Source organism: Streptomyces niger (genome assembly GCF_000718305.1).
GTDB classification, from domain to species: Bacteria; Actinomycetota; Actinomycetes; order Streptomycetales; family Streptomycetaceae; genus Streptomyces; species Streptomyces niger.
In genome coordinates, this window is record NZ_JOFQ01000006.1 from 233598 (window position 1) to 257378 (window position 23781).

General features: G+C 70.6%; 22 protein-coding genes. 11 read left to right on the top strand and 11 right to left on the bottom strand.

The annotated features are described in order from the left end of the window. The first annotated feature begins 10 nt into the window (after window positions 1-10). Window positions 11-1312, top strand: coding sequence for a C-glycoside deglycosidase beta subunit domain-containing protein (locus IF20_RS13610; protein ID WP_052865390.1), 1302 nt, complete (start codon window positions 11-13; stop codon window positions 1310-1312). 308 nt (window positions 1313-1620) lie between these two features. Beyond that, window positions 1621-2037, top strand: coding sequence for an alpha/beta fold hydrolase (locus tag IF20_RS13615; RefSeq protein WP_052865391.1), 417 nt, complete (start codon window positions 1621-1623; stop codon window positions 2035-2037). Window positions 2038-2111: 74 nt separating this feature from the next. Here the strand turns inward: IF20_RS13615 and IF20_RS13620 are convergent, their stop codons facing one another. After that, window positions 2112-2525, bottom strand: a complete 414-nt coding sequence (locus IF20_RS13620; RefSeq protein WP_052865392.1) for a winged helix-turn-helix transcriptional regulator — start codon at window positions 2523-2525, stop codon at window positions 2112-2114. Window positions 2526-2669: 144 nt separating this feature from the next. Between IF20_RS13620 and IF20_RS13625 the strand changes: the two genes are divergently transcribed. Continuing rightward, a complete protein-coding gene (locus IF20_RS13625; protein WP_052865530.1) occupies window positions 2670-3566 on the top strand; it encodes an NADP-dependent oxidoreductase in 897 nt (298 codons plus the stop codon). 136 nt (window positions 3567-3702) lie between these two features. After that, window positions 3703-4671: a quinone oxidoreductase family protein gene (locus IF20_RS13630; RefSeq protein ID WP_052865393.1), complete on the top strand. Its 969-nt coding sequence runs from the start codon at window positions 3703-3705 to the stop codon at window positions 4669-4671. Window positions 4672-4892: 221 nt separating this feature from the next. Here IF20_RS13630 and IF20_RS13635 read toward each other — a convergent pair whose 3' ends face one another. Beyond that, the gene (locus IF20_RS13635; protein ID WP_052865394.1) at window positions 4893-5846 is read right to left on the bottom strand and encodes a LysR family transcriptional regulator; all 954 of its coding nucleotides are present in this window, start codon (window positions 5844-5846) and stop codon (window positions 4893-4895) included. Window positions 5847-6021: 175 nt separating this feature from the next. Here IF20_RS13635 and IF20_RS13640 point away from each other — a divergent pair, with 175 nt between their 5' ends. From IF20_RS13640 to IF20_RS13650, 3 genes are all read left to right on the top strand, one after another. Next, complete coding sequence (locus IF20_RS13640) at window positions 6022-7143, top strand: PrpF domain-containing protein (RefSeq protein ID WP_052865395.1); 1122 nt, start codon at window positions 6022-6024, stop codon at window positions 7141-7143. Window positions 7144-7247: 104 nt separating this feature from the next. Next, window positions 7248-8501, top strand: coding sequence for an SLC13 family permease (locus tag IF20_RS13645; RefSeq protein WP_234426641.1), 1254 nt, complete (start codon window positions 7248-7250; stop codon window positions 8499-8501). A gap of 353 nt (window positions 8502-8854) precedes the next feature. After that, entirely contained in the window at window positions 8855-11233 is a 2379-nt protein-coding gene (locus IF20_RS13650; protein WP_052865397.1) for an ATP-binding protein, read from the top strand. Here IF20_RS13650 and IF20_RS37710 read toward each other — a convergent pair. Next, complete coding sequence (locus IF20_RS37710) at window positions 11181-11615, bottom strand: ATP-binding protein (protein ID WP_110944137.1); 435 nt, start codon at window positions 11613-11615, stop codon at window positions 11181-11183. The genes IF20_RS13650 and IF20_RS37710 overlap by 53 nt on opposite strands. Further along, on the bottom strand, window positions 11612-12538 hold the full coding sequence (locus IF20_RS13655; protein ID WP_052865398.1) for an MEDS domain-containing protein: 927 nt from the start codon (window positions 12536-12538) through the stop codon (window positions 11612-11614). Before IF20_RS13655 ends, IF20_RS37710 begins: the two co-directional genes overlap by 4 nt. Before the next feature lie 284 nt (window positions 12539-12822). Between IF20_RS13655 and IF20_RS13660 the strand changes: the two genes are divergently transcribed. Continuing rightward, window positions 12823-13254: an ATP-binding protein gene (locus IF20_RS13660; protein WP_199896590.1), complete on the top strand. Its 432-nt coding sequence runs from the start codon at window positions 12823-12825 to the stop codon at window positions 13252-13254. A 42-nt stretch (window positions 13255-13296) separates the two neighbouring features. On the opposite strand, the gene IF20_RS13665 is transcribed toward IF20_RS13660, so the two are convergent. Genes IF20_RS13665 through acsA form a run of 5 tightly spaced genes read right to left on the bottom strand, consistent with a single transcriptional unit; the run spans window position 13297 to window position 18843 of the window. Beyond that, on the bottom strand, window positions 13297-13533 hold the full coding sequence (locus IF20_RS13665) for an acyl carrier protein (RefSeq protein ID WP_234426643.1): 237 nt from the start codon (window positions 13531-13533) through the stop codon (window positions 13297-13299). Between the two features lie 32 nt (window positions 13534-13565). Next, window positions 13566-14963 carry a 2-oxo acid dehydrogenase subunit E2 gene (locus IF20_RS13670; protein WP_052865401.1) on the bottom strand — a complete coding sequence of 466 codons (1398 nt, stop codon included), beginning with the start codon at window positions 14961-14963 and terminating at the stop codon, window positions 13566-13568. Beyond that, complete coding sequence (locus tag IF20_RS13675) at window positions 14956-15975, bottom strand: alpha-ketoacid dehydrogenase subunit beta (protein ID WP_052865402.1); 1020 nt, start codon at window positions 15973-15975, stop codon at window positions 14956-14958. The genes IF20_RS13670 and IF20_RS13675 overlap by 8 nt, the downstream gene beginning before the upstream one ends. Continuing rightward, complete coding sequence (gene pdhA, locus IF20_RS13680; RefSeq protein WP_110944138.1) at window positions 15908-17056, bottom strand: pyruvate dehydrogenase (acetyl-transferring) E1 component subunit alpha; 1149 nt, start codon at window positions 17054-17056, stop codon at window positions 15908-15910. Before pdhA ends, IF20_RS13675 begins: the two co-directional genes overlap by 68 nt. Then, the gene (gene acsA / locus IF20_RS13685; RefSeq protein WP_052865403.1) at window positions 17053-18843 is read right to left on the bottom strand and encodes an acetate--CoA ligase; all 1791 of its coding nucleotides are present in this window, start codon (window positions 18841-18843) and stop codon (window positions 17053-17055) included. Before acsA ends, pdhA begins: the two co-directional genes overlap by 4 nt. 139 nt (window positions 18844-18982) lie before the next feature. Here acsA and IF20_RS40495 point away from each other — a divergent pair, with 139 nt between their 5' ends. Together IF20_RS40495 and IF20_RS13690 are read left to right on the top strand one after the other, a co-directional pair. Then, the gene (locus IF20_RS40495; RefSeq protein ID WP_267881130.1) at window positions 18983-19105 is read left to right on the top strand and encodes a hypothetical protein; all 123 of its coding nucleotides are present in this window, start codon (window positions 18983-18985) and stop codon (window positions 19103-19105) included. Between the two features lie 251 nt (window positions 19106-19356). Next, a complete protein-coding gene (locus IF20_RS13690; RefSeq protein WP_052865404.1) occupies window positions 19357-19812 on the top strand; it encodes a CBS domain-containing protein in 456 nt (151 codons plus the stop codon). Window positions 19813-20047: 235 nt separating this feature from the next. Here IF20_RS13690 and IF20_RS39145 read toward each other — a convergent pair whose 3' ends face one another. Together IF20_RS39145 and IF20_RS13700 are read right to left on the bottom strand one after the other, a co-directional pair. Beyond that, window positions 20048-20515: a hypothetical protein gene (locus IF20_RS39145; protein ID WP_199896591.1), complete on the bottom strand. Its 468-nt coding sequence runs from the start codon at window positions 20513-20515 to the stop codon at window positions 20048-20050. A 123-nt stretch (window positions 20516-20638) separates the two neighbouring features. Continuing rightward, a complete protein-coding gene (locus tag IF20_RS13700; RefSeq protein WP_052865406.1) occupies window positions 20639-21067 on the bottom strand; it encodes an Hsp20/alpha crystallin family protein in 429 nt (142 codons plus the stop codon). 523 nt (window positions 21068-21590) lie between these two features. On the opposite strand from IF20_RS13700, the gene IF20_RS13705 reads away from it, so the two are divergent. Further along, window positions 21591-23726, top strand: coding sequence for a heavy metal translocating P-type ATPase (locus IF20_RS13705; RefSeq protein WP_052865531.1), 2136 nt, complete (start codon window positions 21591-21593; stop codon window positions 23724-23726). Window positions 23727-23781: the final 55 nt, after the last annotated feature.

Consider the following 23781-nt stretch of genomic DNA (forward strand, 5'->3'; position numbering starts at 1 on the left):
AAGGACGACCATGCTCGAACGCCCGATCATCCAGCAGCGCGGATTCCGCAACACGACCGACGACACCGGCGTCACGGGCTTCCAGCTTCTGCTGCGCAACCCCAACTACCGAGGCATCGCCGGCAGCCTCGTCGACGGCGCCGACGTGGTCGTCGACGGACACGCCTTCCCGCGCGAAGCCCAGCACTGGACACTGCAGGGCCGTACGTTCACCCTCGACGAACTGCGCGCTTCCACGGACGTACGCTGGCAGCTCGACGAGACCGCCACGCTCTCCGTCGACCACCCGGGCGGCCTGAGCGCCGGCATTCACCACATCGAGGTCGCCGTCCACCTGCGCCGGCCCTACATTCCCGAGGTCGCCGGACCCTCCGTGTTCCGCTCCGCCACCACGGCCACGATCGTGCCCGCCGGCGACGGCATCCCGCACGGGCTGCGCTACGGCGTCTCCCTCTACAGCTATTCGGGCGACCTGTACACGTCGATGACGCTCCAGGACGCCATGGCCGACATCGCCGACCTGGGCGCCACCGGCATCGAGATCCTCGGCGAAGGCAACATCCCCGGCTACCCGCACCCCGACCCGGCCTGGATCGACACCTGGCACCACCTCCTGGACCGCTACGGGCTCACGCCCACGAACTACGGCTCCTGGGTCGACACCGCCATGTGGCGCGACCGCGACCTCACCGCCGAGGAGGGCCGCGCACAGCTCGAACGCGACCTGCGCCTGGCCAAGCTGCTCGGCTTCACCTCCGTCCGCCCCAAGTTCGGCGTCATCACCCCGGAACTCGACCCGCACCCCATCTGGCAGCCGGCCGTGGAGCGGGTGCTCGACCTCGCGGCGGACCTCGACATCGTCATCTGCCCCGAGATCCACAGCCCCACCCCGATCAAGCATCCGGTCACCCAGGCGTACCTCGACTTCATCGACCGGACCGGCAGCGACCACTTCAAGCTCCTCATCGACACCGGCATCTTCCAGACCGCCCCGGTCGACGACGGCCACGAAGGCTTCGAGGGAAAGAAGCGCCCCGCATTCCTGGAGCCCCTGGCCGTCCCCACGTCCGACCTCGCCGAAGTGCTGCCGCATGTGCACTTCGTCCAGGCGAAGTTCTTCGAGATCGACGACCACCTCACCGACCTGCACATTCCCTGGCACGACATCCTCACCACCCTGCGCACGGCCGGCTGGCAGGGCTGGCTCTCCAGCGAGTACGAGGGCCGGCGCGAGCCCTACCGAGGCCGCGACCAGGTCCGCCGCCAGCACGCCTTGCTCCGGTCTCTGAACGGGAGCGCCGGCCTGGGATGACGTCCGGGAAGACGTCCGGGAAGGCGTCCGGCCGGTCGAAGTGGGCGACGCAAACCCCTGTTCAGACACGGACGCCGCTCACGCCCCGCGCGCCGATCGCCCGACTCCTGCCTGCCGTACCATGCACGGCTGCTGACGGGCCATGCATGGCACGGCAGCTCTCGGTTGGCCTGCGGCGCAACGCGGCCTTCGCCCTGACGGAGGCCGGCAGGCGCTCCCGTCCCACGTCAGGGCGGGCCCGGTGCCGGCGATCGGTCTGCGTCCCGACCGCGCCTACGGCCCGGCAGTACCCGCCGGACCTACCGTTCGTGGCCGCGCAGCGCTGGAGGCTGACCACAGGCAGCCGCGTCGCGGTGTATCACTACCCGCCCGCGGCGGCCGGCCCCCGGCACCCCACCCCGCTCGTGTACCTCAACGGCGGGCCGGTCCGCGGCATTTCGTTGCTCGACCACCGGTTCCTGCAGCTCCTGGCGCGGCAGGGCTACGACGTCTACGCCTACGAACAGGCCGGTGGCGGGCGAAGCGACCTGCTCCCCACGGACCAGTACACGATCTCCAGATCGGTCCGCGACTTCGCCGCCTTCGTCGACCGCCTGGACAGGGGTGAGGCCGACATGGGCGAGAATCCGCGCGCGGCCTCGCACCGGGCGCTGCGCCGCCTGCACCTGAAGCATCCCGCCACCGTGCCCCGGACCCCGGCCCCCGACGCGGCCGACCTCCGGTAGCCGGGTTGCCGCGAGCGGCCCCTGCCCGGCCGTCCGCCTCTTCGCGCACCTAGGCGGGACGCGCCGCCTGTGTCTCAGCTGCCGGCGGCGTCGCGGTCGAAGCGGGCGCGGTTGCGGACGATCTCGTCGTGGTGCGTGCCCGCCCAGTCGATCAGGGCGGTGACCGCGTCGAGCAGCGTGGCACCCAGGCCGGTCAGCGCGTACTCGACCCGTGGTGGCACCTCGGGGTAGGCGGTGCGGGTGACCAGGCCGTCGCGGCGCAACTGACGCAGGGTGTGGGTGAGCATGCGTTGGGAGATGCCCGGGATGGAGCGCTGCAGGTCGGTGTAGCGCACAGGGCCGTTCTCCAGTGTGCCGATCACGAGCACGCCCCACTTGTCGCCGGCCCGCTCGACGATCTGCCGGATCGTCTCGCCCTGCTCGGCAGGCCAGCGGGCACACGGCCCCGTCCGGTCCGGCGGCTGTTCTGCCCGGGAGTCGTGTGTCATCGTGCGCCTGCCCTCGCCTTTCTTACACGCGTGTGCCTTTTGTAGAGGCTTTCATGCTGACGCAGGATGGGGTTGCGCACCCCAGGTAAGAAATGGCTGCCCGCGCCTCGTCCGTGCACCCCCCCCAGGAGGATCAGCATGCTCATGCGTGCCGCGACCGTGTCCCGCTTCGGCGGGCCCGAGGCGGTCGACATCACGAAGGTCCCGGTGCCCGTCCCGGGCCCGGGGCAGGTACGGATCAAGGTGGCGGCGGCAGCGCTGAACCCGGTGGACGCGGCCATGCGGGCAGGCGTCTTCGGCGGCGCCGGCGAGCGGATCGGCCTGGGCTGGGACGTCGCCGGCACCGTCGACAGCGTCGGTACCGGTGTGACCTGGTCCCCCGGCGACCGCGTCATCGGCCTGGCCACCGGCCACCGCACGCCGCTGGGCACCCACGCCGAGTACGCCGTCCTCGACGCGGATGCGATCGCGCCGGCCCCGGTGACCCTGGACGACGCCCACGCCTCGGCCCTCCCCCTCAACGCGCTCTCCGCGGCGCAGGCACTGGACATGGCCGCCCTCCACCCCGGGCAGAGCCTGCTGGTCACCGGCGCGGCGGGCGGCGTCGGCGCGCACACGGTGGAACTCGGGCACCACCGCGGCCTGAAGGTCACGGCCCTCGGCTCCGCACAGGACGAGCAGTTCCTGCGCGCCCGGGGCGCCCACAGCTTCCTGTCCCGCGACGAAACACTCCCCTCGGCCGCGTTCGACGGCGTCATCGACGCCGCGGTGCTGGGTGAGACGGCCCTCGCCCCGGTCCGCGACGGCGGCACGTACATCGGCGTGTGGCCCGGACAGGAGCCCGCTGCAGAACGCGGCATCCGCATCGACGCCCTGGACGTACGCGCCGACGGCGCCCGGCTCGCCGAACTGTCCCGACTCGCCGACCGCGGCACACTGCTGGCCCGCGTCGCCGGGATCTTCCCCCTCGCGGATGCCGCCGCGGCCCATGCACGGCTGGCCGAGGGCGGCCTGCGCGGGCGACTCGTCATCGCACCCTGACGGCTACCGCATACGACAAGACCGCCACCGCCTACGAAGCAGTGGTCACACTCGCATCGTTCCTGCTGTGGCGGGGTCCGTGTGAAGACGGGCCCCAGGGCACGGCAGTCAACGGGTAGAACGGAGAACACAGCACGTGAGCAGTCCCGCAACCACCTCGCGCACCCTGGTCCTTGAGGAGTTCGGCACTCTGCCGCGGCTCGGTCAACGGGCCGTGCCCGCGCCGCGCCCGGGGCACACCCTCGTCCGGGTGGCGGCGGCCACCGTCGCCCATCTCGACCTGAACATCCTCGACGGACAGTTCGGCATCCTGCCCGAGCTGCCGTTCATCCCCGGCACCCAGGGCAGCGGCCACGTCGTCGCCTCGGACACGCACCCCGTGGGTGCCCTGGTCCGGCTGCGCGGCGAAGGGCTCGGCCTCAGCCGCGACGGCGCCTGGGCCGAACACGTCCTCGTGCCGGACGCCGCCGCGGAGCCCATGCCCGAGGGCACCGACCCCGCCCTCGCCTGCATCTACTTCTCCCCCGTCGGCACCGCCTGGGCCACCGTCCACTCCATCGCCCAGGTACGACCGGGAGAGCGGGTGCTGGTCACCGGCGCGTCCGGCGCGGTGGGCGCCGTGGCCGTGCAGCTCGCGGCGCGCGCCGGCGCCGAGGTGATCGGCGCGGTCGGCCGCCCCGCGAAGCTGCCGCACGTACCCGATGTCGCCAAGGCGCTGCTCGCCTCGGACCTCTCCGAGGAAACGCTCGGCGGCAAGGTCGACGTACTGATCGACACGGTCGGCGGTCAGATCCTGCGCAACGCCCTCACCCTGGTCCGCCCGCGCGGCCGGGCCGCACTCCTCGGCTACACCGCCGGCCGCGAACTCACCCTGGACCTCGCGGACTTCTTTCTCGCCGACGTCTCCCTCCTGCCGGTCAACATGATCTCCCGCGGCGAGGAGGTCGCCCCCGAGGTGCTGCGCCTGCTGCCCGACCTGTCCTCCGGCGCCCTGTCCCTGCCCTACGAGCGCTACGGCATGGGCGCGCTCGGCGAGGCGGTCGAGCGCCTGCGCACGGGCACGGCGGTCGGCAAAATCGTCCTCGACATGCGCGACGCGGAGTAGCGCACCCGAGCACTTCCCCGGTGGTGCCGGGCGCTGCCTGTGCGACCACGGCCCTGCCCCCGTGGGCCGGCCGCGGCTCCACGGGGGCAGTCACCGCCGCCATGGAACCGTCTTGCGCCTATCCCCACCCTGCGCCGTGCCACCAAGGTGAGCTGCCCGGCGTGCCGTGTGCGGCCGGCCGGTCTACGGTCGAGGGCGGCCAGGGCGCCGCGCCGGACCGGTCAGCTACGGCGGACCGCTCCGAGCTGGGCACGGTGCAGGCCCGAGGAGGCGAACCGCTGCGCCACCACGCGCAGGACATGCGCCATCGCCTGGGCGGGCGGCGTGGTGGGCCGGGCCTTGGCGTGCGCGAGCAGGATGCGGCGGGTGGGCGCCGGCACGTCGGAGGCGAAGGGGAGCAGGCGGACGTCGCTGCGGCGGCTGGTGAGGGCGAGTCGGGGCGCGAGCGCGATGCCCAGCCCGGCGGCCACCATGGCCTGAGCCTCCTGGTAGTCGTGCGAGGCGTAGGCGATGCGCGGCTCGAACCCGGCCTGGCGGCAGCTGCGGCGCAGCACGTCGGCGACGGGATGGTTGTCGGCCCGGATGATCCATTCCTGGTCGGCGAGGTCGCTCAGGCGCACGGAGGGGTGGGCGCGCAAGGGTGAGTCCGCCGGGACGACCAGCACCGTGGGGTCGTCGAGCAGGTGGGTGAGGGCGAGGGCCGGGTCTTCGAGGCGGTTCCAGCCGTAGTCCCACAGCAGCGCCTGCTCCACCTCGCCGGTGTGCAGCATCTCGCGCAGCTCGGCGAGCACCCCTGCGTGGACCTCGATGCGGACCCCTTCATGGCGGCGGCGGAAGCGGGTGAGGGCGAGCGGCAGGAGCGAAGCGCTCGCGGTGGGGAACGAACCGAGCCGCAGTGTGCCCTGGTCGAGGTCGGCGAAGGATTCCAGGTCGGCCCGGGCGGCGCGCAGCTCGCGACGGATGGCCTGCCCGCGTTCGGCCAGTGCGGCGCCGGCCGGGGTGGGACGGATGCCGCGGGGCAGCCGCTCCATCAGCGGCTGTCCGGCCTCGCGCTCCAGCAGCGACATCTGCTGGGAGGCCGCGGAGGTGGTCATGCCCATCGCCTCCGCCGCGGCGGTGAGCGAGCCGCGTTCGACAGCCTCGGTGAGCAGCAGGAGATGGCGCACGTTCAGCATGGCGCCGAGTTTAGCTCAGCTAAACCCGGGTGAAGTTGACTGCCATTGTGCGCAAGTCACACCTCTGCGAAGGTCTTCGCATTCGCCGGGGCGGTTCAGGTTCACCGGTTGGCAATACGCCCGTAACCGCTCTCCGGCCGCTCCCCTCCGCGTTGATCGAGAAAGAGCCTCAGACGTGCACACTCCCGCGACCCTGGTCCGCGGTGGCACCAGCAAGTGCTGGCTGTTCCACCAGGTCCATGTCCCCACCGAGCTCGGCGCCCTGGAGAAACTGCTGGTCGCCGCCTACGGTGCCACCGACCCGGTGGAACTCGACGGGGTCGGCGGGGCCACTCCCACCACCTCCAAGGCCGCGGTCGTCAGCGCCTCGCCCGAGCCCGGCACGGACATCGACTACCTCTTCGCCCAGGTCGGCATCGGTACCGGCTCGGTGGAGTGGACGAGCAACTGCGGCAACTGCGCCACCGGCGTCGCCCTGTACGCCGTCGCCAAGGGCCTGGTGCCGATCACCGGGGACCGCACACGTGTGGTGATGCGCAACATGAACACCGGCGCGGTGCTCGAAGGGCTCGTGGACACCACCGGTGGGGTGGCGCACGACTTCGGCGACCAGACCGTACCGGGCACCCGGGCCGGCGGCGTCGCGGTCGGGCTCACCTTCCGCGACCCGGCGGGCCGCACCACCGGCTCCCTTTTGCCCACCGGGTCGGCCGCGCAGGAGCTGCGGATCGGTGCCGCTGATCCGATTCTGGTGAGCATGGTGGACGCCGGGGCGCCGGTCGTCCTCGTCGATGCCACCAGTGCGGCGCGTACCGGTGCCGAGACCCTGGAGCAGATGCGTGCGGACGCACCGTGGCTGCGCACCGTACGCCACGCCGCCGCGCCGTTGATGGGCCTGCTCAAGCCGGGCGAGGAGCCCGGCGACGCGGTCCCCAAGGTGGGGCTGGTCGGCCGGCCGGTCCCGTACACCACCACGCTCGGCGAACGCGTCGCGGCCCAGGACTACGACGTCTCGGTGCGCATGCTCACCATGAACGCACCGCACCCCGCGATCGGCCTGACCTCCGCCGTCGCCGTCGCGGCCGCGGGTCTGCTGGAGGGCTCCGTGGTCTCCCGGGCCGCGGGCGGCCCGACCGAGGAGTGGCTTCGCCTGGGCACCCCCGCCGGCGTGATCGCGGTCCGCTGCTCGGACCTGTCGGACGGCCGGCCCGGCCGAGTCACCGTACAGCGGGCGGCCCGACTGCTCGCCGATGCCCGCATCTACGTACCGGAACCGGGCCGGCCGCAAGCAGCCTGAACCGCGACATCTGTTGTCCCCGGGCCTGTTCTCACGCCCCCACCCCGGGGTAATCTCGCGCCCTCGGGGCGCGCCATCCTGTCCCCACCGCACCAAGGACAATGATGTCTACTGAAGTGATCTCCATAGGCGCGCTGCTGGTCATGTTCGTGGTCGGCACCATTCTGCCGATCAACCTGGGCATCCTCGCCTTCGTCGCCACCTTCACCATCGGCACCGTCTCGCTCGGCCTCACCGAGGACCAGATCTTCGCGGGCTTCCCGGTGGACCTCTTCGTGACCATCGTCGGGGTCACTTACCTCTTCTCCGTCGCGCGCCGCAACGGCACCATCGACTGGCTCGTCGCGGCCGGCGTGCGACTGGTACGCGGGAAAGTGGCGCTCATCCCCTGGGTGCTGTTCCTGGTCGCCGCGACGCTCACGGCATTCGGCACCTTCACCCCGGCCGCCGTCGCGATCCTCGTCCCCATCGCCATGAACTTCGCCCACCGCTACAAGATCAACCCGCTGGTGACCGGCATGATGGTGATCAGCGGCGGGCACGCCGGCGCCTTCTCCCCCCTCGCCGTCTCCGGTGCCCTCGTACTGGGCCTGGTCGACGACACCACGCTGCACGTCTCGCCCGTGACACTCTTCACCGCCAGCTTCGTGATCAACCTGCTGCTGTCAGCGCTCACGTTCGTGCTCCTCGCCAAGCGCCCCGCCCCGCTGGCGGACACGGCACACGAGACGGCCGACGACGAGAACCCCGCCACGTCCGGCAGACCCGACTGGCGTCAGTGGCTCACCCTCGCCTGTCTGCTCGCGCTGGTGGTCGGCGCACTCGGCTTCCAGCTGGAGATCGGCTTCCTGGCCCTGGTGGCCGGTGCCCTGCTGGCCCTGGTGGACATGAAGCGGCAGGAGAAGGCCGTGGACGGCATCAGCTGGTCCACCCTGCTGCTGGTGGCCGGCATGATGACCTACATCGCCATGCTGGAGAAGGCCGGCATCATCGAGGACATCTCCCACCACGCCGCCGGCCTCGGCGCCCCACTCCTCGTGGCCCTGGTGCTCTGCTTCACCGTAGCCATCACCTCGGCCTTCGCCTCCTCCACCGCAATCCTCACCGCGATCATCCCCCTCGCCGTACCGCTGCTGCTCTCCAGCCACCTCAATGCCGCCGGCCTGATCGCAGCGCTCGCGGTCTCCACCACGATCGTCGACACCTCCCCGTTCTCCACCAACGGCGCCCTGGTCCTCAGCAACGCCCGCGGTATCGACACCCGCCGCTTCTACCGCCAGATCATCAGCTACACCGGCGGCATCGTCGCACTCGGCCCCGTCGTCGCCTGGGGCGCCCTGGTCCTCCCCTGGTCATAACCACACCAGGACGAGCACCACGTGCCGACCCACGGCGGCGGGCTGCCGCCGTGGGTGTCCTGCCGGATCGTCCTGCCGGATGTTCGGAGGGGGCGCTCTCGAACACCGTCTCGGGAGTCGGCGGGGAGGACAGACCCCGTCGGGGAGTCCGAGGGGGCGGCGGCTGCAGCCCTCACCGGCTCACGCGCGTCATCCGCACTCGGTGGAACCGCACCCCTCAACAACGCCTGAAGTGCCGGTTGAACGCAGAGAAGTACTATTCTCCGGATTGCGTGGCTTCGTGCGGTCCGGAAGCGCTAGCCTCGCGAGAAGAAAACAAGCACATCGCGGCACTCGTGAGGGCGTGACCGAGCGTGGGTGGATCGGGGGCCCGACGCACTGTCGGCTTTCCCGCGGAAGCGACCAGTTTTGTCGGCCGTCGACGTGAGCTGGCGGAGGCCCGACGGCTCTTGTCCACTGCCAGGCTGCTGACACTGATCGGTCCCGGTGGGGTCGGCAAAACCCGCCTCGCCGAGCACCTGGCGAAGCAGGTCGAGCGTGCCTTCTGTGGTGGCGTCTGGATGGTGTCGCTGGCCGGCGTCCAGAGCAGCGCGCTCATCCCGCACGCCGTCGTGGACTCGCTCGACATCCACGACGAGACCGGCCGGCCCCCCGAGGATGTCCTCGTCGAGCATCTGCGCTCACGGCAATTACTGCTGGTCCTGGACAATTGCGAGCACGTGCTGGGGGCCTGTGCGCTGTTGATCCGAGACATCCTCAGCGCCGCGGAGGGCGTGCGGGTGCTTGCCACCAGCCGGCACCGCCTCCGTCTCACCGAGGAGCACCTGCTCGCCGTGGAGCCGCTGCCCACCCCGGCTCGCGAGACACCGGCACACGCTGCAGACACCTCCCGGTTCCCGGCACTGCAACTGTTCGCCGACCGTGCGACGGCCGTGGCACCCGACTTCGAGATCACCGACGAGAACCGGGCTGCCGTGGTCCGCGTGTGTCGTCGTCTCGACGGCCTGCCGCTCGCGATCGAGCTGGCCGCGGTGCGGTTGCACGCCCTCGGCGTCGAGCAGCTCGACGAGCGGCTCGACGACCAGTTCCGACTTCTCACCGCCGGCAGCCCCGCCGCCCCGCGACGTCATCAAACACTGCGTTCGGCCGTGGACTGGAGTTTCGACCTGTGCACCCCCCGAGAACAACTGGCCTGGGCGCGGCTTTCGGTGCTCGTCGACAGCTTTGACCTGTGCGCGGCGGAATCCGTCTGCCCCGGCGCCGGCCTCGATCGATCGGAGGTGCTGGACTCGGTGGCCGGGCTGGTGGAGAAGTCGATCCTGGCCAGAGAGAACGCCGGGGGCGCGGTGAGGTACCGGATGCTGGCGTTGGTACGCGAGTACGGCCGGCAGCGGCTGAAATTGATGGGTGAGAACGTCGCTGTCCAGCGCCTTCACCGTGATCATTTCCTGCGCCTGGCCGAGGCTTTCGAAAGGCAATGGTTCGGTCCCGGCCAGTCCGTGATCGTGGCACGCCTGCGGGCCGAACGTGGCAACCTGCGTGCGGCACTGGAATTCTGCCTGACCTCTCCCGACGAGATCGGGTATGGCCGACAGCTGATGAGAGCGTTGTGGTTCTACTGGGCCGAGCGTGGCGCCTTGGCGGAGATGCGGCACTGGTGGCGCCGCATCGGCCTGCAGGAGAACCGCAAGGCGATCAGTGCCGCCGCCAAGTCGGTGTGGCTCGCCGGGCTGCTGTCGGTCATCCACAGCCGATCCGCCGCCGTGCTGCAGTCCGGCATCCCACCGAGGCAAGAGCCCCCATCGGAAGGGACGCCTGGCTTTGATTCTCTGGCGGTCGTTGCCGCCCGGGAGGACGGTGGCGAACGCGAACTGTGTTTTCACGTGCTGAGCAGGGTGGAGATCGCCTGCACGCTCGTCTTCCGGGGCGTGCCCGAGCACGCCCTGCCGCTGTGTGAGGAGGCCCTCGCCGTCTGCGAGGCGTACAGCGAGCAGTGGGTCCGTTCGTACGTCCTGTGCACGCTCGCCACGGCCCACTGGGCGCTGGGCGATCACCAGCGTGCCGCGCGTTACGCCCGACAGTGCCTGCGGCTGGACTACGTGTCCCAGGAACCGCGCGCCGTGGGCAGGACCGTTGAACTGCTGGCTGCCGTAGCCGCGGACCAGGGGGAAACCGAGCGGGCTGCCGTCCTGCAAGGGGCGGCCCACCACATGCGACGTGATGTGCGTGGTGAGCCGGTGGACCGACACCGCGAGGAGCAGTCGGTGGGACCGGAGCAGCGTGACGAGCGGGATACCGACCAGGCTCTTGATGCGCCCGTCCGCGACCGGGGCCGGGCATACCGAAGCGGGCAGGAGAAGTCCCTGCAGGAGACCATCGAGTATGCCCTCTGCGCCCTCCCCGAGTCCGCCAACGGCCGGACCGCTCCTGCACCCGGGCGCCGTCCCGATGCCGTGCCGTCGGACCGTACCGCCTCCGATGTCTCCACTGTCCTCAGCACGGCATCCGAAGCGGGCCTCACCCCACGCGAATGCGAGGTCGCCGGGCTCATCGCCCAGGGGCTGACGAACCGACAGATCGCAGAAACCCTGGTGATCTCACGGCGTACGGCCGAGGGCCATGTGGAACGCATCCTCGGCAAGCTGGGTTTCACCACACGCAGCCAGGTGGCCGTATGGGTCAGTGAACGCACCCGGGTGAGCGGTTCCGGGAAACCACCAGAACAACGGTAGTACCCCGACCACCCAGGCCCGGACGCAATTCGATGCGGTCGGTGAGGGTCTCAGCGATCTGCAGTCCGTGGCCCTCATCGGCCGTGTCCTCCTCCGAGGTGCCCGAGACGGTCGCTTCCCGCTTCAGGAGCACGGCTGCAGGGCCGGGACCGTAGTCAGTGACCGCGCACCGCACCTCGTCTTCCGATGTCCGCACGGTCAGCAGCCCCTTGCCTCCGCCGTGCTCCACTGCATTGGCCACGGCTTCGAGGACTGCTTGCGTGAGTGCGTCTCGTACGGAGCGGGAGAGACCGGTCCGGAGAAGCGTCGCGGCGAGCGTGATCCGCACCAGTGGCAGGTCCGAGAAGGTGAACTCCAGCTCCAGCAGTCGCCGCTCCTTCACGCCACGTCCTCCTCGTCTTCCACGTGCAGTTCCAGTTGCGGTACGGCGGCGGAGCCGAGCCCTCGCAGGGCCATTTCCAGCATCGGGCCGCACCTGACGGCGGCCTTGTGGTCCTTCGGCAGTCCGGCGGCGAAGTCCATCAACTGCCAGACGCAGTGAGCCTCCATGAACGCCAGGTCGGTCAAGTCGAACTCGTATCGGAAGGGCCCGTCGCACTCGTATGGGAAGGGGCCGGGAGACGGCCGCCGCTCCAGTGCTTGGTGCAGCACCTTGGTGAATTCCTCGCGTGATCCCAGCTCCGCCGATCCCGCGATCCTGGCACCGTTCGGGGACCAGGTCACTTCCAACGCACCCAGATACTCCATCACCTGCAGTGGATGGATGTTGCGCATGGTGGCCACCAGGTGGTCACTGCGGTGCTGCCGGTCGTACCAGCAGAGACCGGTGAAGCACGCGTCCGCGAACAGCGCCGCCACCGAAGTCTCATAATCCGCCACTTGTTGGTCGTTCACGCCTGCCCGCGATGCCCAGGACATGTCCCCGCCTGAGCGCAACCGTGCATAACCCGCCTCCCGGGCCCGCGCGACCTCCGCGGTGTAGCTGCGGAGCTGCCGCTCCTTGGAGAAACGGCCGTCCGGCAGGTAGACGGAGGTACTGCGTGAGAGCACCAACTGCCCTGTCCGCGACCCGTTTTCGGCCTGCCCGGTGCCACCGTCCAGGTACGAGACGGCATCATCGTCGCTCAGGTCGCTCGGGTCCAGGACGAGCATCACCTTCTCCCCGCGGGCCAGTCCGGTCCGCGCGAAGGCGGCCAGTACCTCCCATCGAGCCTCACTGTCGACGCCGTCCATGTACGAGTGATCGCCCGGCCGCAGTCGCTCCACAGGAATGATTCGACCGTCCGTGCGGTGGTGTTCAGCCATCAGGCGACCTCCCTGCTGTCGGCGTGCCGTGTCGGCCGGTGCCGCGTCACTGTTCCGGACATGCGGAACCTTAGAGAAAGGTGAGCCTGCACTACTCGGGAAGCCCGATAAATGCCTCGTCCAGTCGATCACTTGGCCACAGCTGCGCTGTTTGGGACCATTGTTGTCGGCAGAACGGCGCTTCCCCGAGACTGCCCGCACAACAGGTATGCGGACAGGTAATTCTCCCCGTGCGCACGATCCCCGGTCGACGCAGAGTAGTTCCGACCGGAAGGACAGAATTGGTGAAGCACGTAACCGTGCCGGCAGGTGCCGGGGTGGCCACTGCGTACCTGAGTAGCGCGATCAGTCCCGAGGCCGAAGGGCTGGCTCTGCTCCGGCGCGCTGTCCGGGGTTGGCTGACCGCGGCGGGCATCGCCGGCCAAGCCGACAGTGCCCTACTCCTGATGAACGAACTGACCACGAACGCGCAACAGCATGCGCCCGGTCCGGCGAGGCTGCGTTTGTACCTCCGTCACGGGTTACTGCGCTGCGAAGTCCTGGACATCCATCCGAACAAGCCGCAACTGATCGCTGCCCACATCGACAGCGAGCGAGGGCGCGGCCTTCGCCTCGTGGACGGGCTGGCTCTGGCCTGGGGCAGCGCCCCCGCGCACGGCGGCAAAGCCGTCTGGTTCGAATTGCCCGTGGCCTGCGCGATGTGGCGCGTGCCGTGAGGACGAAGTTCGGCACTGCGCCGCCACGGCCAAGGAGGCGGGTTACTGAGCGGCCGCCCGGTCGGCGGTTCGGGCGACCAGGAAGTCGGCGCTGCCGGAGAGCGTGCGCAAGGAGTCGTAGTCTTCTTCGTCGATGCGAACGCCGGTGCGTTCGGTGAGTGCTTCGACGAGATTGAGGAAATCCAGCGAATCCAGTTCGAGGACCTCCCGGAACGGTGCGTCCGCGGGCAGGGCGTCGACATCGGCATCGGGTGCGATGCGGAAGATCTCCTCCCGCATGATCGTGCGGGCTTCCTCGTGCGTCAGTGGTTTCATAGTTCCTCCGGTTGCTGAAGCAGCCGCTCGACCGCCGCGAGGTAACGGGCTCCGGTGGCTCCGTCGCTCGCCCGGTGGTCCCCGGCGAGCGTGGCGATGACCGTCGGCCGGATTCCCAGAAGCCCGTCCACCGCGCACGGCCGGTCCTGGATCGCGCCGAATCCCACGAGGGCCACCTGCGGTGGGTGGATCACGCCGTAGACGGCGTCCGCTCCACGGTCTCCGATGCTGGTCACCGTGATGGTGGGAGCGCCCGTTTCGGAACTCTTGAGGCGTCCCGTGCGGGCCCGGTTGGCGAGGTCCTTCAGCCGGGACATGAGGTGCGGGAGCGTGTCCTCGTCCGCGTCGACGAGGACGGGGGCGACCAGGCCGCCACCGCGCACGGCGATCGCGACGCCGAGACGCACCGTGTCGGCCGGGTGGAAGCGGCCATCCGCCCAGTGACCGTTCAGCTCCGGCACTTCGCGCGCGCCCCGTGCCGCGGCCTTGAGCAGCAGGCAGGCCGGGAGGAGGCGCCGGGAGACGGGGCAGTCACGGTTGTGTGCGTTCAGCCAGGCCATTGCGCGGGCGAGGTCGACGGTCCGGGAGAGGTAGTAGTGCGGGATCTCGCGTTGGGAGCGGGCCATGAGGGCGGCGATGGCCGAGCGCATCGTTTCGCGGCGCTGGTCCCGTGCTCCGGGCCCGTCGGTGGCAGGTCCGCTCGTCGCCCGGTGCGGCGCTGCGGTGGCCGCCTTCGGCACGTGGTCGGCGGCCTCCCTCCGCCCGTCCGGCGCCGGGTGGGCAGCGGCCCAGCCTCGTACGTCGGCGCCGCGAACCGCGCCCGCGTCTCCCGTACCGGTCACGGCAGCCAGGTCGATGCCCGCCTCGGAGGCGAGACGGCGGGCCATGGGGGTGGCACGGATCCGTACCGGGGGCGCTGCGGCCCGTTCCACGTCGTGGCGGGTGATGCGTCCGCCACGGCCGGTGCCGCGGACTGTGGCGAGGTCGACGTGCTTGTCCTGGGCGAGGTGGCGTACGAGAGGGGACGTCACCGTGTCGGCGGGTGGTGGCGCGGGCTCCAAGATGTCCGGTGCAACAGGAGGCTCGGGCGAAGCGGTGGGCTCGCCGGACCGGGAGACCGCACGCTCGTCGGCCACTGGCGGCACCGCGCCGGTTTCCGCCTCGCTGGTGATCAGGGCGAGGGGCGCACCGACCGGCAGCACCGTGCCCGGTTCCGCGAGGAGTGCGCTGACCACGCCGTCTTCGAAGCACTCCACTTCGATGTCGGACTTCGCGGTTTCGATCACGGCCACGGGGTCGCCCTTGCTGACGTGGTCCCCCGGGTGCACGAGCCATTCGGTCAGGGTGCCCTGTTCCATGTCGGCACCCAGCGCGGGCATGCGGAACTCACCCATTGCGGCCCACCGTCCTCAGTGCCGCCCGGACGATGTTCCCTGTGCTCGGCAGGGCCGCTTCCTCCATGTGGCGGGCGTACGGAATCGGTACTTCCGCGCTGCAGACCCGCTCGACCGGGGCATCGAGTTCGTAGAAGGCCTGCTCGCAGATGCGGGCGGATATCTCGGCAGCCAGGCTTCCGGTTCGCCAGCCCTCGTCGACGACGACGACGTGGTTGGTGTGGCGGACGGACGCCATGATCGTGGCGTCGTCCAGCGGACGCAACGACCTGAGGTCGATGACCTCGGCGGACACCCGGTCCGCCGCCAGCCGGTCCGCGGCGGCCAGTGCCTTCGGCAGCGATCCGCCGTAGGTGATGAGGCTGACGTCGTCACCCTGTCGTCGTACGGCCGCCGAGAAGATGTCCGCTCGGCGGTGGTGGGTCGCGGACAGGTCACTGCTGGTGTTGTAGAGGGAGCCGTGTTCGAAGATGACGACCGGGTCCGGGTCGGCCAGGGCGGGCGCGAGCATGTCCCGGGCGTCCGCCGGGGTGGCGGGGGCCAGCACGCGGATGCCCGGGATGTGCGCGTACCAGCCTTCCAGGCTGTGGGAGTGCTGGGCGGCGAGCTGTCGCCCCGCGCCCGTGGTCATGCGGAGGACGATCGGCACCGACACCTGGCCGCCGGACATGTGGAGCAGGGTGGCGGCGTTGTTGAGGACCTGATCGAGGGCGAGCAGGCTGAAGTTGACCGTCATCACCTCGACGATCGGCCGGAGGCCGGCGATGGCCGCCCCGATGCCGGCCCCGACGAAAGCCGCCTCCGACAGTGGTGTGTCGCGTATGCGCTCGGGGCCGAACTCCTCCAGGAGCCCCAGGCTGACGCCGAAGGCACCACCGTACTTGCCGACGTCCTCGCCCATGAGGAAGACACGGTCGTCGGCCGTCAGCGCCTCACGCATCGCCTCACGCAACGCCTCCCGGTACGTCGTCCCCGTGCTCCGCTTGCTGTTGGTGCCCGTTGTCGTCCCCATGGCGTGCCACCTGGTCCTCGGAATGGACGAACCGCAGAAGATCGGCCGTCGGTTCGAGCAGGGCTTCCTCGGCGAACGACTCCGCCCGTGCGACTGCTTCGGCAGCGTCCCGCTCCATGTCCGCGTACTCCTCATCGTGCAGCTCGCCCAGCGTCCGCATCAGCGTGCCGAGCACGGTGAGGGGGTCGCGGGTGCGCCACCGTTCGATCTCCGCCTTGTCGCGGTAGCGGTCGGGGTCGTACATGGAGTGGGCGCGGAAGCGGTACGTGCGCAGCTCCAGGAAGTGCGGGCCGTGTCCCGCCCGGATGCCGTCCACCGCACGGCGGGCGGCCTGCTCGACGGCCAGTACGTCCATGCCGTCCACGGCCCAGGCCGGCATGCCGTACGAGGACGCGCGCATCGCCAGGTCGGTCTGCGCGTGTTCGGCCGTCAGCGGTGTTCCCATGGCGTAGCGGTTGTTCTCGCAGGCGAGCAGCAGCGGCAGGTTCCACAGCGCCGCGAGGTTGGCGGTCTCGTGGAACTCCCCCTCGGCGAAGGCACCGTCGCCGAAGAAGCAGCAGACGACGTTCGTGGTGTCGCGTAACTTCTCGGCGAGCGCCAGCCCCGCGGCCACCGGGAGGCCGCCGCCGACGATGGCGTTGCCTCCGTAGAACCGGCGTCCGGCGTCGAAGAGGTGCATGGAGCCGCCGCGGCCCCGGCTACAGCCACTGACCTTGCCGTACATCTCCGCCAGCACGGCCTCGGCAGGTACTCCGCGCGCCAGGGCGTGACCATGCTCCCGGTACGTGGACACCACCGCGTCCGCCGGTTCCAGCGCCTGCGTCACACCGACGGCGACGGCTTCCTCGCCGATGTAGAGGTGGACGAAACCGCGGATCGCGGAGGCGCTGTAGAGCTCGACGCAACGCTCTTCGAAGCGGCGGATCAGCAGCATCGCGGCAAGCAGTTCGTGCCGGTGTTTGTCCTCGGCCTCTCCGTCGTTCCTGGCGCCGGACCGAGGCCGGGGCCGGGCCGTCCGGGAACTTCCGACGCCACGGCGCGTGGCCTCGTTCTTCGGGCTCTTCTTGCGCGCGGTGCTCATGGTGGCCCTTCCAGTGTGGACACGTCACCTGCCGGCAGGCCGAGTTCACGGGCCCGCAGTACCCGCCGTACGACCTTTCCACTGCGGGTCTTCGGCAGGTTCTGGTCGAACTCGATTTCCCGGGGAGCCACCGCGGGGCCGAGCTTGCGCCGGGTGAAGGCCATCAGCTCACGCTCCAGCTCCTTCCCCGGCTCCCGGCCCGCCCGAAGCGACACGAAGGCCTTCACGACCGCGCCCACGGTGTCGTCGGGACGTCCGATCACGCCTGCCTCGGCGACCGCCGGATGCTCCAGCAGCGCGCTCTCCACCTCGAACGGGCTGATGAGGTGCCCGGCGGACTTGATGACGTCATCGGCCCGTCCGACGAACCAGTAGTAGCCGTCGGCGTCCCGGCGGACGAGATCGCCGGTGAGATACCAGCCGTCCGCGAAGCTCTCGGCGTAACGCCCCTCGTCGTGCAGGTAGCCCCGGAACATCGACGGCCAGCCGGGCCGGAGGGCGAGTTCACCGGCTACGTCGGACCCGCCCACTTCCTCGACGTGCCCACCGCGGCGCAGCGCGCGCCCGTCGGGGCCGCGTGCCAGAACGGTGGCGTGCATACCGGGCAGCGGCCGGCCCATCGATCCCGGCCTGATGTCGCTGCCGGCGAGGTTGGCGATGACGATGCAGCCGGTCTCGGTCTGCCACCAGTTGTCGTGTACCGGCAGGCCCAGCACGTCGCTCCCCCACCGGACCGCTTCCGGATTGAGCGGCTCGCCGACGGAGGCGATGAAGCGCAGGGCCGACAGGTCGTAAGAGCGGGGCAGGTCGTACGGGCCCTCGCGCGGTGTGGCGCGCATCAGCATGCGCAGCGCGGTGGGTGCGGTGTACCAGACGGTGACGCGTTCGTCGGCGAGGATCCGGTACCAGCGGCGGGCGTCAAAATCGCCCTCGTCCACGACGACGGTCACACCGTGGGTGAGCGGGGCGATGATGCCGTACGACATGCCGGTGACCCAGCCGGGGTCCGCGGTGCACCAGAACACGTCGTCGCGGTGCAGGTCGAGTGCGTAGGCCGCGGTGATGTGGTGGGCCACCACCGCTTCGTGGACGTGTATCGCCCCTTTGGGTGTGCCGGTGGTGCCGCTGGTGAAGTGCAGCAGCGCCATGTCGTCCGGATCGGTGTGCGGCACGGTGAACTTCTCCGGTGCCGCCGCGAGGACGTCGTCGAAGGGGCGGGTCCCGGGCAGTTCGTGCTCTCGTGGGCCGACGATCAGTACGTGTTGCAGCTCGGGAAGTGACGCACGGGCCGGGGCGACCTTGCGCAGGTACAGCTGCTCGGTCGTGACGAGTACGCGAGCGTTGCCGAGACGCATGCGCTGCTGCACCGGGTCCGGACCGAACGCGGAGAACAGCGGACAGAGCACAGCGGCGCACTTGAGCGTACCGAGGACGGTGGTGAACAGCTCCGGGCAGCGGCCGAGCAGCGTGAAGACCCGGTCGCCACGGATCACGCCCAGCGAGCGCAGGGCCGCCGCGAACCGGTTGCTGGAGAAGGCGAGCTCGGCATAACTGATGCCTTGCGTCACCCCGTCCCGGCGCACGCAGCGCAGGGCCGTGTGCTTGCCCCAGCCCTCGGTGACATGCCGGTCCACCGCCTCGTAGGCCATGTTGATGCCGCCGCCCGGCAGCCCGGCCAGCTGCTCACGTACCGTGCGCCAGCTGAAGTGCGCACAAGTCGCGTCGTAGTCGGTGAGGTTCGGCCTGACCCGAGGCCGGGCGGCCTTGGGGATCGTCTGCCCCGCCATGAGCGCTCTCGCTTCCGCAAGCCCGGTCGCTCGTACCGGGTTACTCGTTACCTCGGCACAAGCATGGCGGGCCGCTTCGGGGTCGCGTAAGGGCCGGTCGTCCCCTGCCGGGGCCCATACGGCCGTCCTGACGCGGAACGTGCGTGCCCGTGGAGTGGAGAACGACCGGCCGCTCGGCGTCATCAGCGAGGCCGACCTCGCCCGCCATGTCAGTGAGGCCCAGGTGGGGCACTGCGTCGAGGTGATCGCAGCAGCGAAGTGACGCGGAGGATCCGGTCAGGTGGCATGCGGCGGACGACGGCTCGATGGCCGCCGTCCGCCGCACCGCGTGGGAGTCCCGTCGAACGGGGCCTCCGGCCGGGCCGGCCGGTCCCCCGGCCGAGGCATCCGGCCCCTGTCGGCGACGGGTCGGCGGAGAAATGCTGAGCGTGGGCCGACGTGGTGGCTCGTGGCTGGCGGCCACCACGTCGGCAACCGCCGCACCGCCACCGCCGGCCGGGCAGGAGGAGAAGCATGGAGATCCGGTACGCGATGTCCTCACCGGCCGTCGCCGTTCCGGTGATGGCCTCGGTGCAGGACGTGGCGAAGCACATGCAGTACGCGTCGGTCGGGGCCGTGTTCGTCGTGGACGACGACAACCGGCTCCTGGGCATGGTGACCGACCGGGACCTGGTGCTGCGGGTCCTGGCTCCGGGCCTCTCGGCACAGGAACGCGTCGAATCGGTGATGACCAGGGAACCTGTCGCTGTCACCCCGGCCGACGACATCGCGACCGTCCACCACGTCATGCGGCGCCACGGCATACGCCGGGTCCCCGTCGTGTACGAGGGCCGGCTGATGGGCGTCGTCACCTTCGAGGACCTCTTCTGGCTCGCGATGCAGGGAGGGCTGACAGCGCAGGGGCTGGACGACCTCCGGGACGCGGTGGACGTCGCACGCGAGCCCACCTCCCCTTACCGCGCCGCCTGACGGCCGAGCGAGGTAAGGGGAAGGCCCGGAGGCGGGCGTCACGCCGGGCTCACTGCACCACGCGAACTGCCCTGTCGCTGTGGTCCCCCATACGTGAGGAGCTGGTGCCCCGGAAACCCGAAAACCCAGAAAGCCAGAAACCCGGAACCCCAGAAAAAGAGGCCGGGCCCGCAAGGAGGTCGGACGGGACTTCCTCGTGCCGGCCGACTCGGTGCGCCGACCTGGCCTGGGGGACTCAGGCCGGCCTGAGATGGTCGACCACCTCGATGACCCCGTCCATCGCCGCCACCGTCCCGATCAGTTGTGGTATCAGCGCCACGTCCAGCTTCCCGGTCCGTGTGACCGTGCCGTTCGCCACGTCCGCGTGCGCTGACTCCGGGAGGTCGGGGCAGAACCTCTCCTCAAGACACTTCCTGATCCGAGTGACGTGCGTGGTGCAAGGACTCATGATGTCCCGGAGCCGTGGGTCTGCTGCGGTCTGCGCGGTCCTGTCAGGACCCGGGATCATGGCAGGACCGCGAACCGGTGGCTCCGGGAACCTCGTTGCCGCCGAGCGACGTGACGAGTCGCCGGCGGAAGCCGACAGGTACCGCACCATGAGGTCCTCCCGCCGGACCGGTACCGGATGCGGGAGGCTCTTCGGCAGTGTCCGGCGGGCTTCCGCCGACGTGGCACCGTGTTCCCGTTCCTCACGTCCGCCCATGTCGTCCTCCTGGCGTCCGTCGTACCTGCGCGTGCTCCGATGTCGGTCCGGCGGATGACCCGCTGACGGGCCCGGTGCACGGGCGGCGCTTCGGCGGACCGCCTGCCCGTGCACCGGAGCCACTCACGAGGTGACGGCCTCTACCGGCACGGTCCTGCCCGCCGGCTTTTCCGCGCCGCTGAGCGGGACCGTCACGGTCAGGATGCCGTTCTTGTACTCGGCCTTCGCCTGGTCCTCGCGTGCACCGGCGGGCAACCGTACGGACCGCGCGAACGAGCCGTAACGGAACTCGCTGTGGTGCCTGTGCTCGGTCTCCTCACTGCGCTCGGCACGCAGACTCAGCACTCCTTGCGCGATGTGGATCTCGACGTTCTTCCCGGGGTCCAGCCCCGGCAACTCCGCCCGGAGACGGTACGCGTCATCGGTGAGGTCTTCCTCGATCCGGATGCCGTGCGTTCCGGCCAGCCCCCGCCACATCGGGAATCCGGCGAGGCTCGACTCGGCCCAGTCGAACACGTCGGGCAGCACCTGCGGTCGCCATTCCAGCGTCATTGCGTCCTCCCTACTCAGAACCCCGGGGCCCAGTCAGCCAGACCGCTGCCCCGAGCAACATGGGCCGGGCGGCCTCGCCACGGAGCCGAACGGTCCCGGGCGGCCCGGCTCACCGATGCGCACGCACACCGGCCCGCGCGGAAACAGGGTCGATCGGCCGGTGCAGGGCGCCATCAGGCCCCTTACGGCGGAGGGGCTTGTGTGGTGACGTGGAAGTGAGCACCGGGGAGAGCGCCGGACGGGTGAAGCGGAGAGAAACCGCGCACCGGGCAATCAGGACCCACGAGAGGTGGGTGTTCCCCGGTGCTCCGCGTTTCCGGAAGCGCCGCCGGGCTCTGCTTCCGGGACCACCTGCTGCGAGGGGGCCGACGTGAGGCGGCACGAGTCCGAACCAGTTCTCTTCGTCGCCACCGTGCTGGCCCTGGCCGCCGGTGGCCTGGCGCAGTTGCTGGGAGCGCCAGCCGTCGCCCACCTGTGCTGGGCGCTGACCACGGTGGTCGCCGTGGTTCCGGCGTCGGTGTGGATGCTGAAGGCTCTCCGGCAGGGCCGCGCGGGGGTGGACCTGATCGCCGTACTGGCGCTGGTGGGCACACTTGCCGTGCGCGAGTACCTGGCCGGGGCGCTGATCGCGTTGATGCTTGCCACCGGCCGGTGGCTGGACACGGCCGCGGAACGACGGGCCGCACGTGATCTCCGGTCGTTGCTGGAACGGGCCCCGCGCTCGGCCCGCCGCCGGACGGGGTCAGACGTCCGCTTGATCTCGGTGGCCGAGGTCACCGTGGGAGATGTGCTGGTCGTCGGCCCCGGTGATGCCGTTCCCGTGGACGGCCGGGTCATGAACGGCAAGGCCGTACTGGACGAAGCAGTGCTCACCGGCGAATCCCGCCCGGTCGAGCGGGCCCCGGGCGATCCCGTCCGAAACGGTGTCGTGAACGTCGGCGGCGCGTTCGACATGCGGGCCACGGCGACCGAACAGGACAGTACGTACGCGGGCATCGTCCAGCTGGCCAGGGAGGCAGGGGCCGAGTCCGCCCCTGTGGTCCGGCTCGCCGACCGCTACGCGGCCTGGTTCCTGCCGTTGTCCGTCGGTGTGGCCGGAGCGGCCTGGCTGGTCAGTGGCTCGATGGTGCGGGCCGTTGCGGTCCTGGTGGTCGCCACGCCGTGCCCCCTGCTGCTGGCGGCACCGGTAGCGGTCGTCTCCGGGCTGTCGCAAGCGGCCCGCCGCGGCGTCATCGTCCGCGAGGGCGCCGGCCTGGAGAACCTCGGGCGGGCGCGGACGGTACTGCTGGACAAGACCGGGACGCTGACGGCGGGGCGCCCGCGGGTCGTCGAGGTGACTGCCGCACCGGGCGGACAGGCGTCCGAGGTCCTGCGGCTGGCCGCGTCGTTGGACCGCTTCTCCCCTCATGTACTGGCCCGCGCGTTGACGGAAGAGGCCGAGCGTCGTGGGCTGCAGCTGTCCGAACCCGAGGCGGTGACGGAGGAACCGGGAGTCGGCGCCGGCGGCCTCGTCGACGGCCGGCCGGCCGCGGTGGGGCGCCTTCCCGGCACCGTGCCACTGCCCGCATGGGCCGCTGCCGTGGCCGACCGCGCGGCCCTTGAGGGCGCCACTCTCTCCTGGCTGACCCTCGACGGTACTCTTGCCGGCGCCGTCCTGCTCCGCGATCCGCTGCGCCACGACGCCGCCCGGACACTGCGGCGGCTGCGCGCGGCAGGCATCGAGCGACTGGTGATGCTCACCGGCGATCGGGCCGAGTCCGCCGGGGAGGTCGCTGCCGTCCTCGGTCTGGACGATGTGCATGCGGAGCAGACGCCCGCGGACAAGGTCGCCGCGGTACGTGCCGAATGCGGCCGGGCGGTCACGGTCATGGTGGGGGACGGCGTGAACGACGCTCCCGCACTGGCCGCCGCCGACATCGGTGTGGCCATGGGCGCCCGTGGCTCCGGTGCCTCGTGCGAGGCAGCCGATGTCGTGCTGACGACCGACCGGGTGGACCGGCTGGCGGACGCCGTCGTGATCGCCGTGCGGACACGGCGCATCGCCGTGCAGAGCGCGCTCGGTGGCATGGCGATGTCCGTAACGGCCATGGTCGTGGCCGCGTGCGGCCTCATTCCTCCTACGGCCGGCGCTCTCCTCCAGGAAGGCATCGACGTGGCCGTCATCCTGAACGCCCTGCGCGCGCTGCGTCCGGGGTCGGCCGTCCGGCCGCTCATCGATCCCGCCACCGAGCAGCTCATCCAGCGCTTCGCCGCCGAGCACGACGTCCTGCGCGGCGTCCTGGACACCGTACGGGACGCCGCGGACCAGCTGGGCCGCGGCTCCTCGCCTGGTGCGCTGTGCGCCGTCCGGGAAGCCCACCGCCTACTGAGCGAGCGCCTGCTGCCACACGAGTACGCCGAGGAACACCAGCTCTACCCTGCGCTCGCTCCTGCCCTCGGCGGGCCCGAGGCCACCACAACGATGAGCCGAGCCCACACCGAGATCGAACGCCTCGCGCGCCGTATCGCCACCCACCTGCGACTGGCCGAGGAGGCCGGGTCACTCCGGCCCGGGCAGCTCGACGACCTCCGCGCCTCCCTCTACGGCCTGCACACCGTCCTCTGTCTGCACTTCCTCCAGGAGGAGGAGAGCTACTTCTCCCTCGCGTCCGACGAGTGACCGGCACCGTTGCGCCCAACCGGCTCCGCGGTGTGGCCGTTTCCGCCCTATCTCC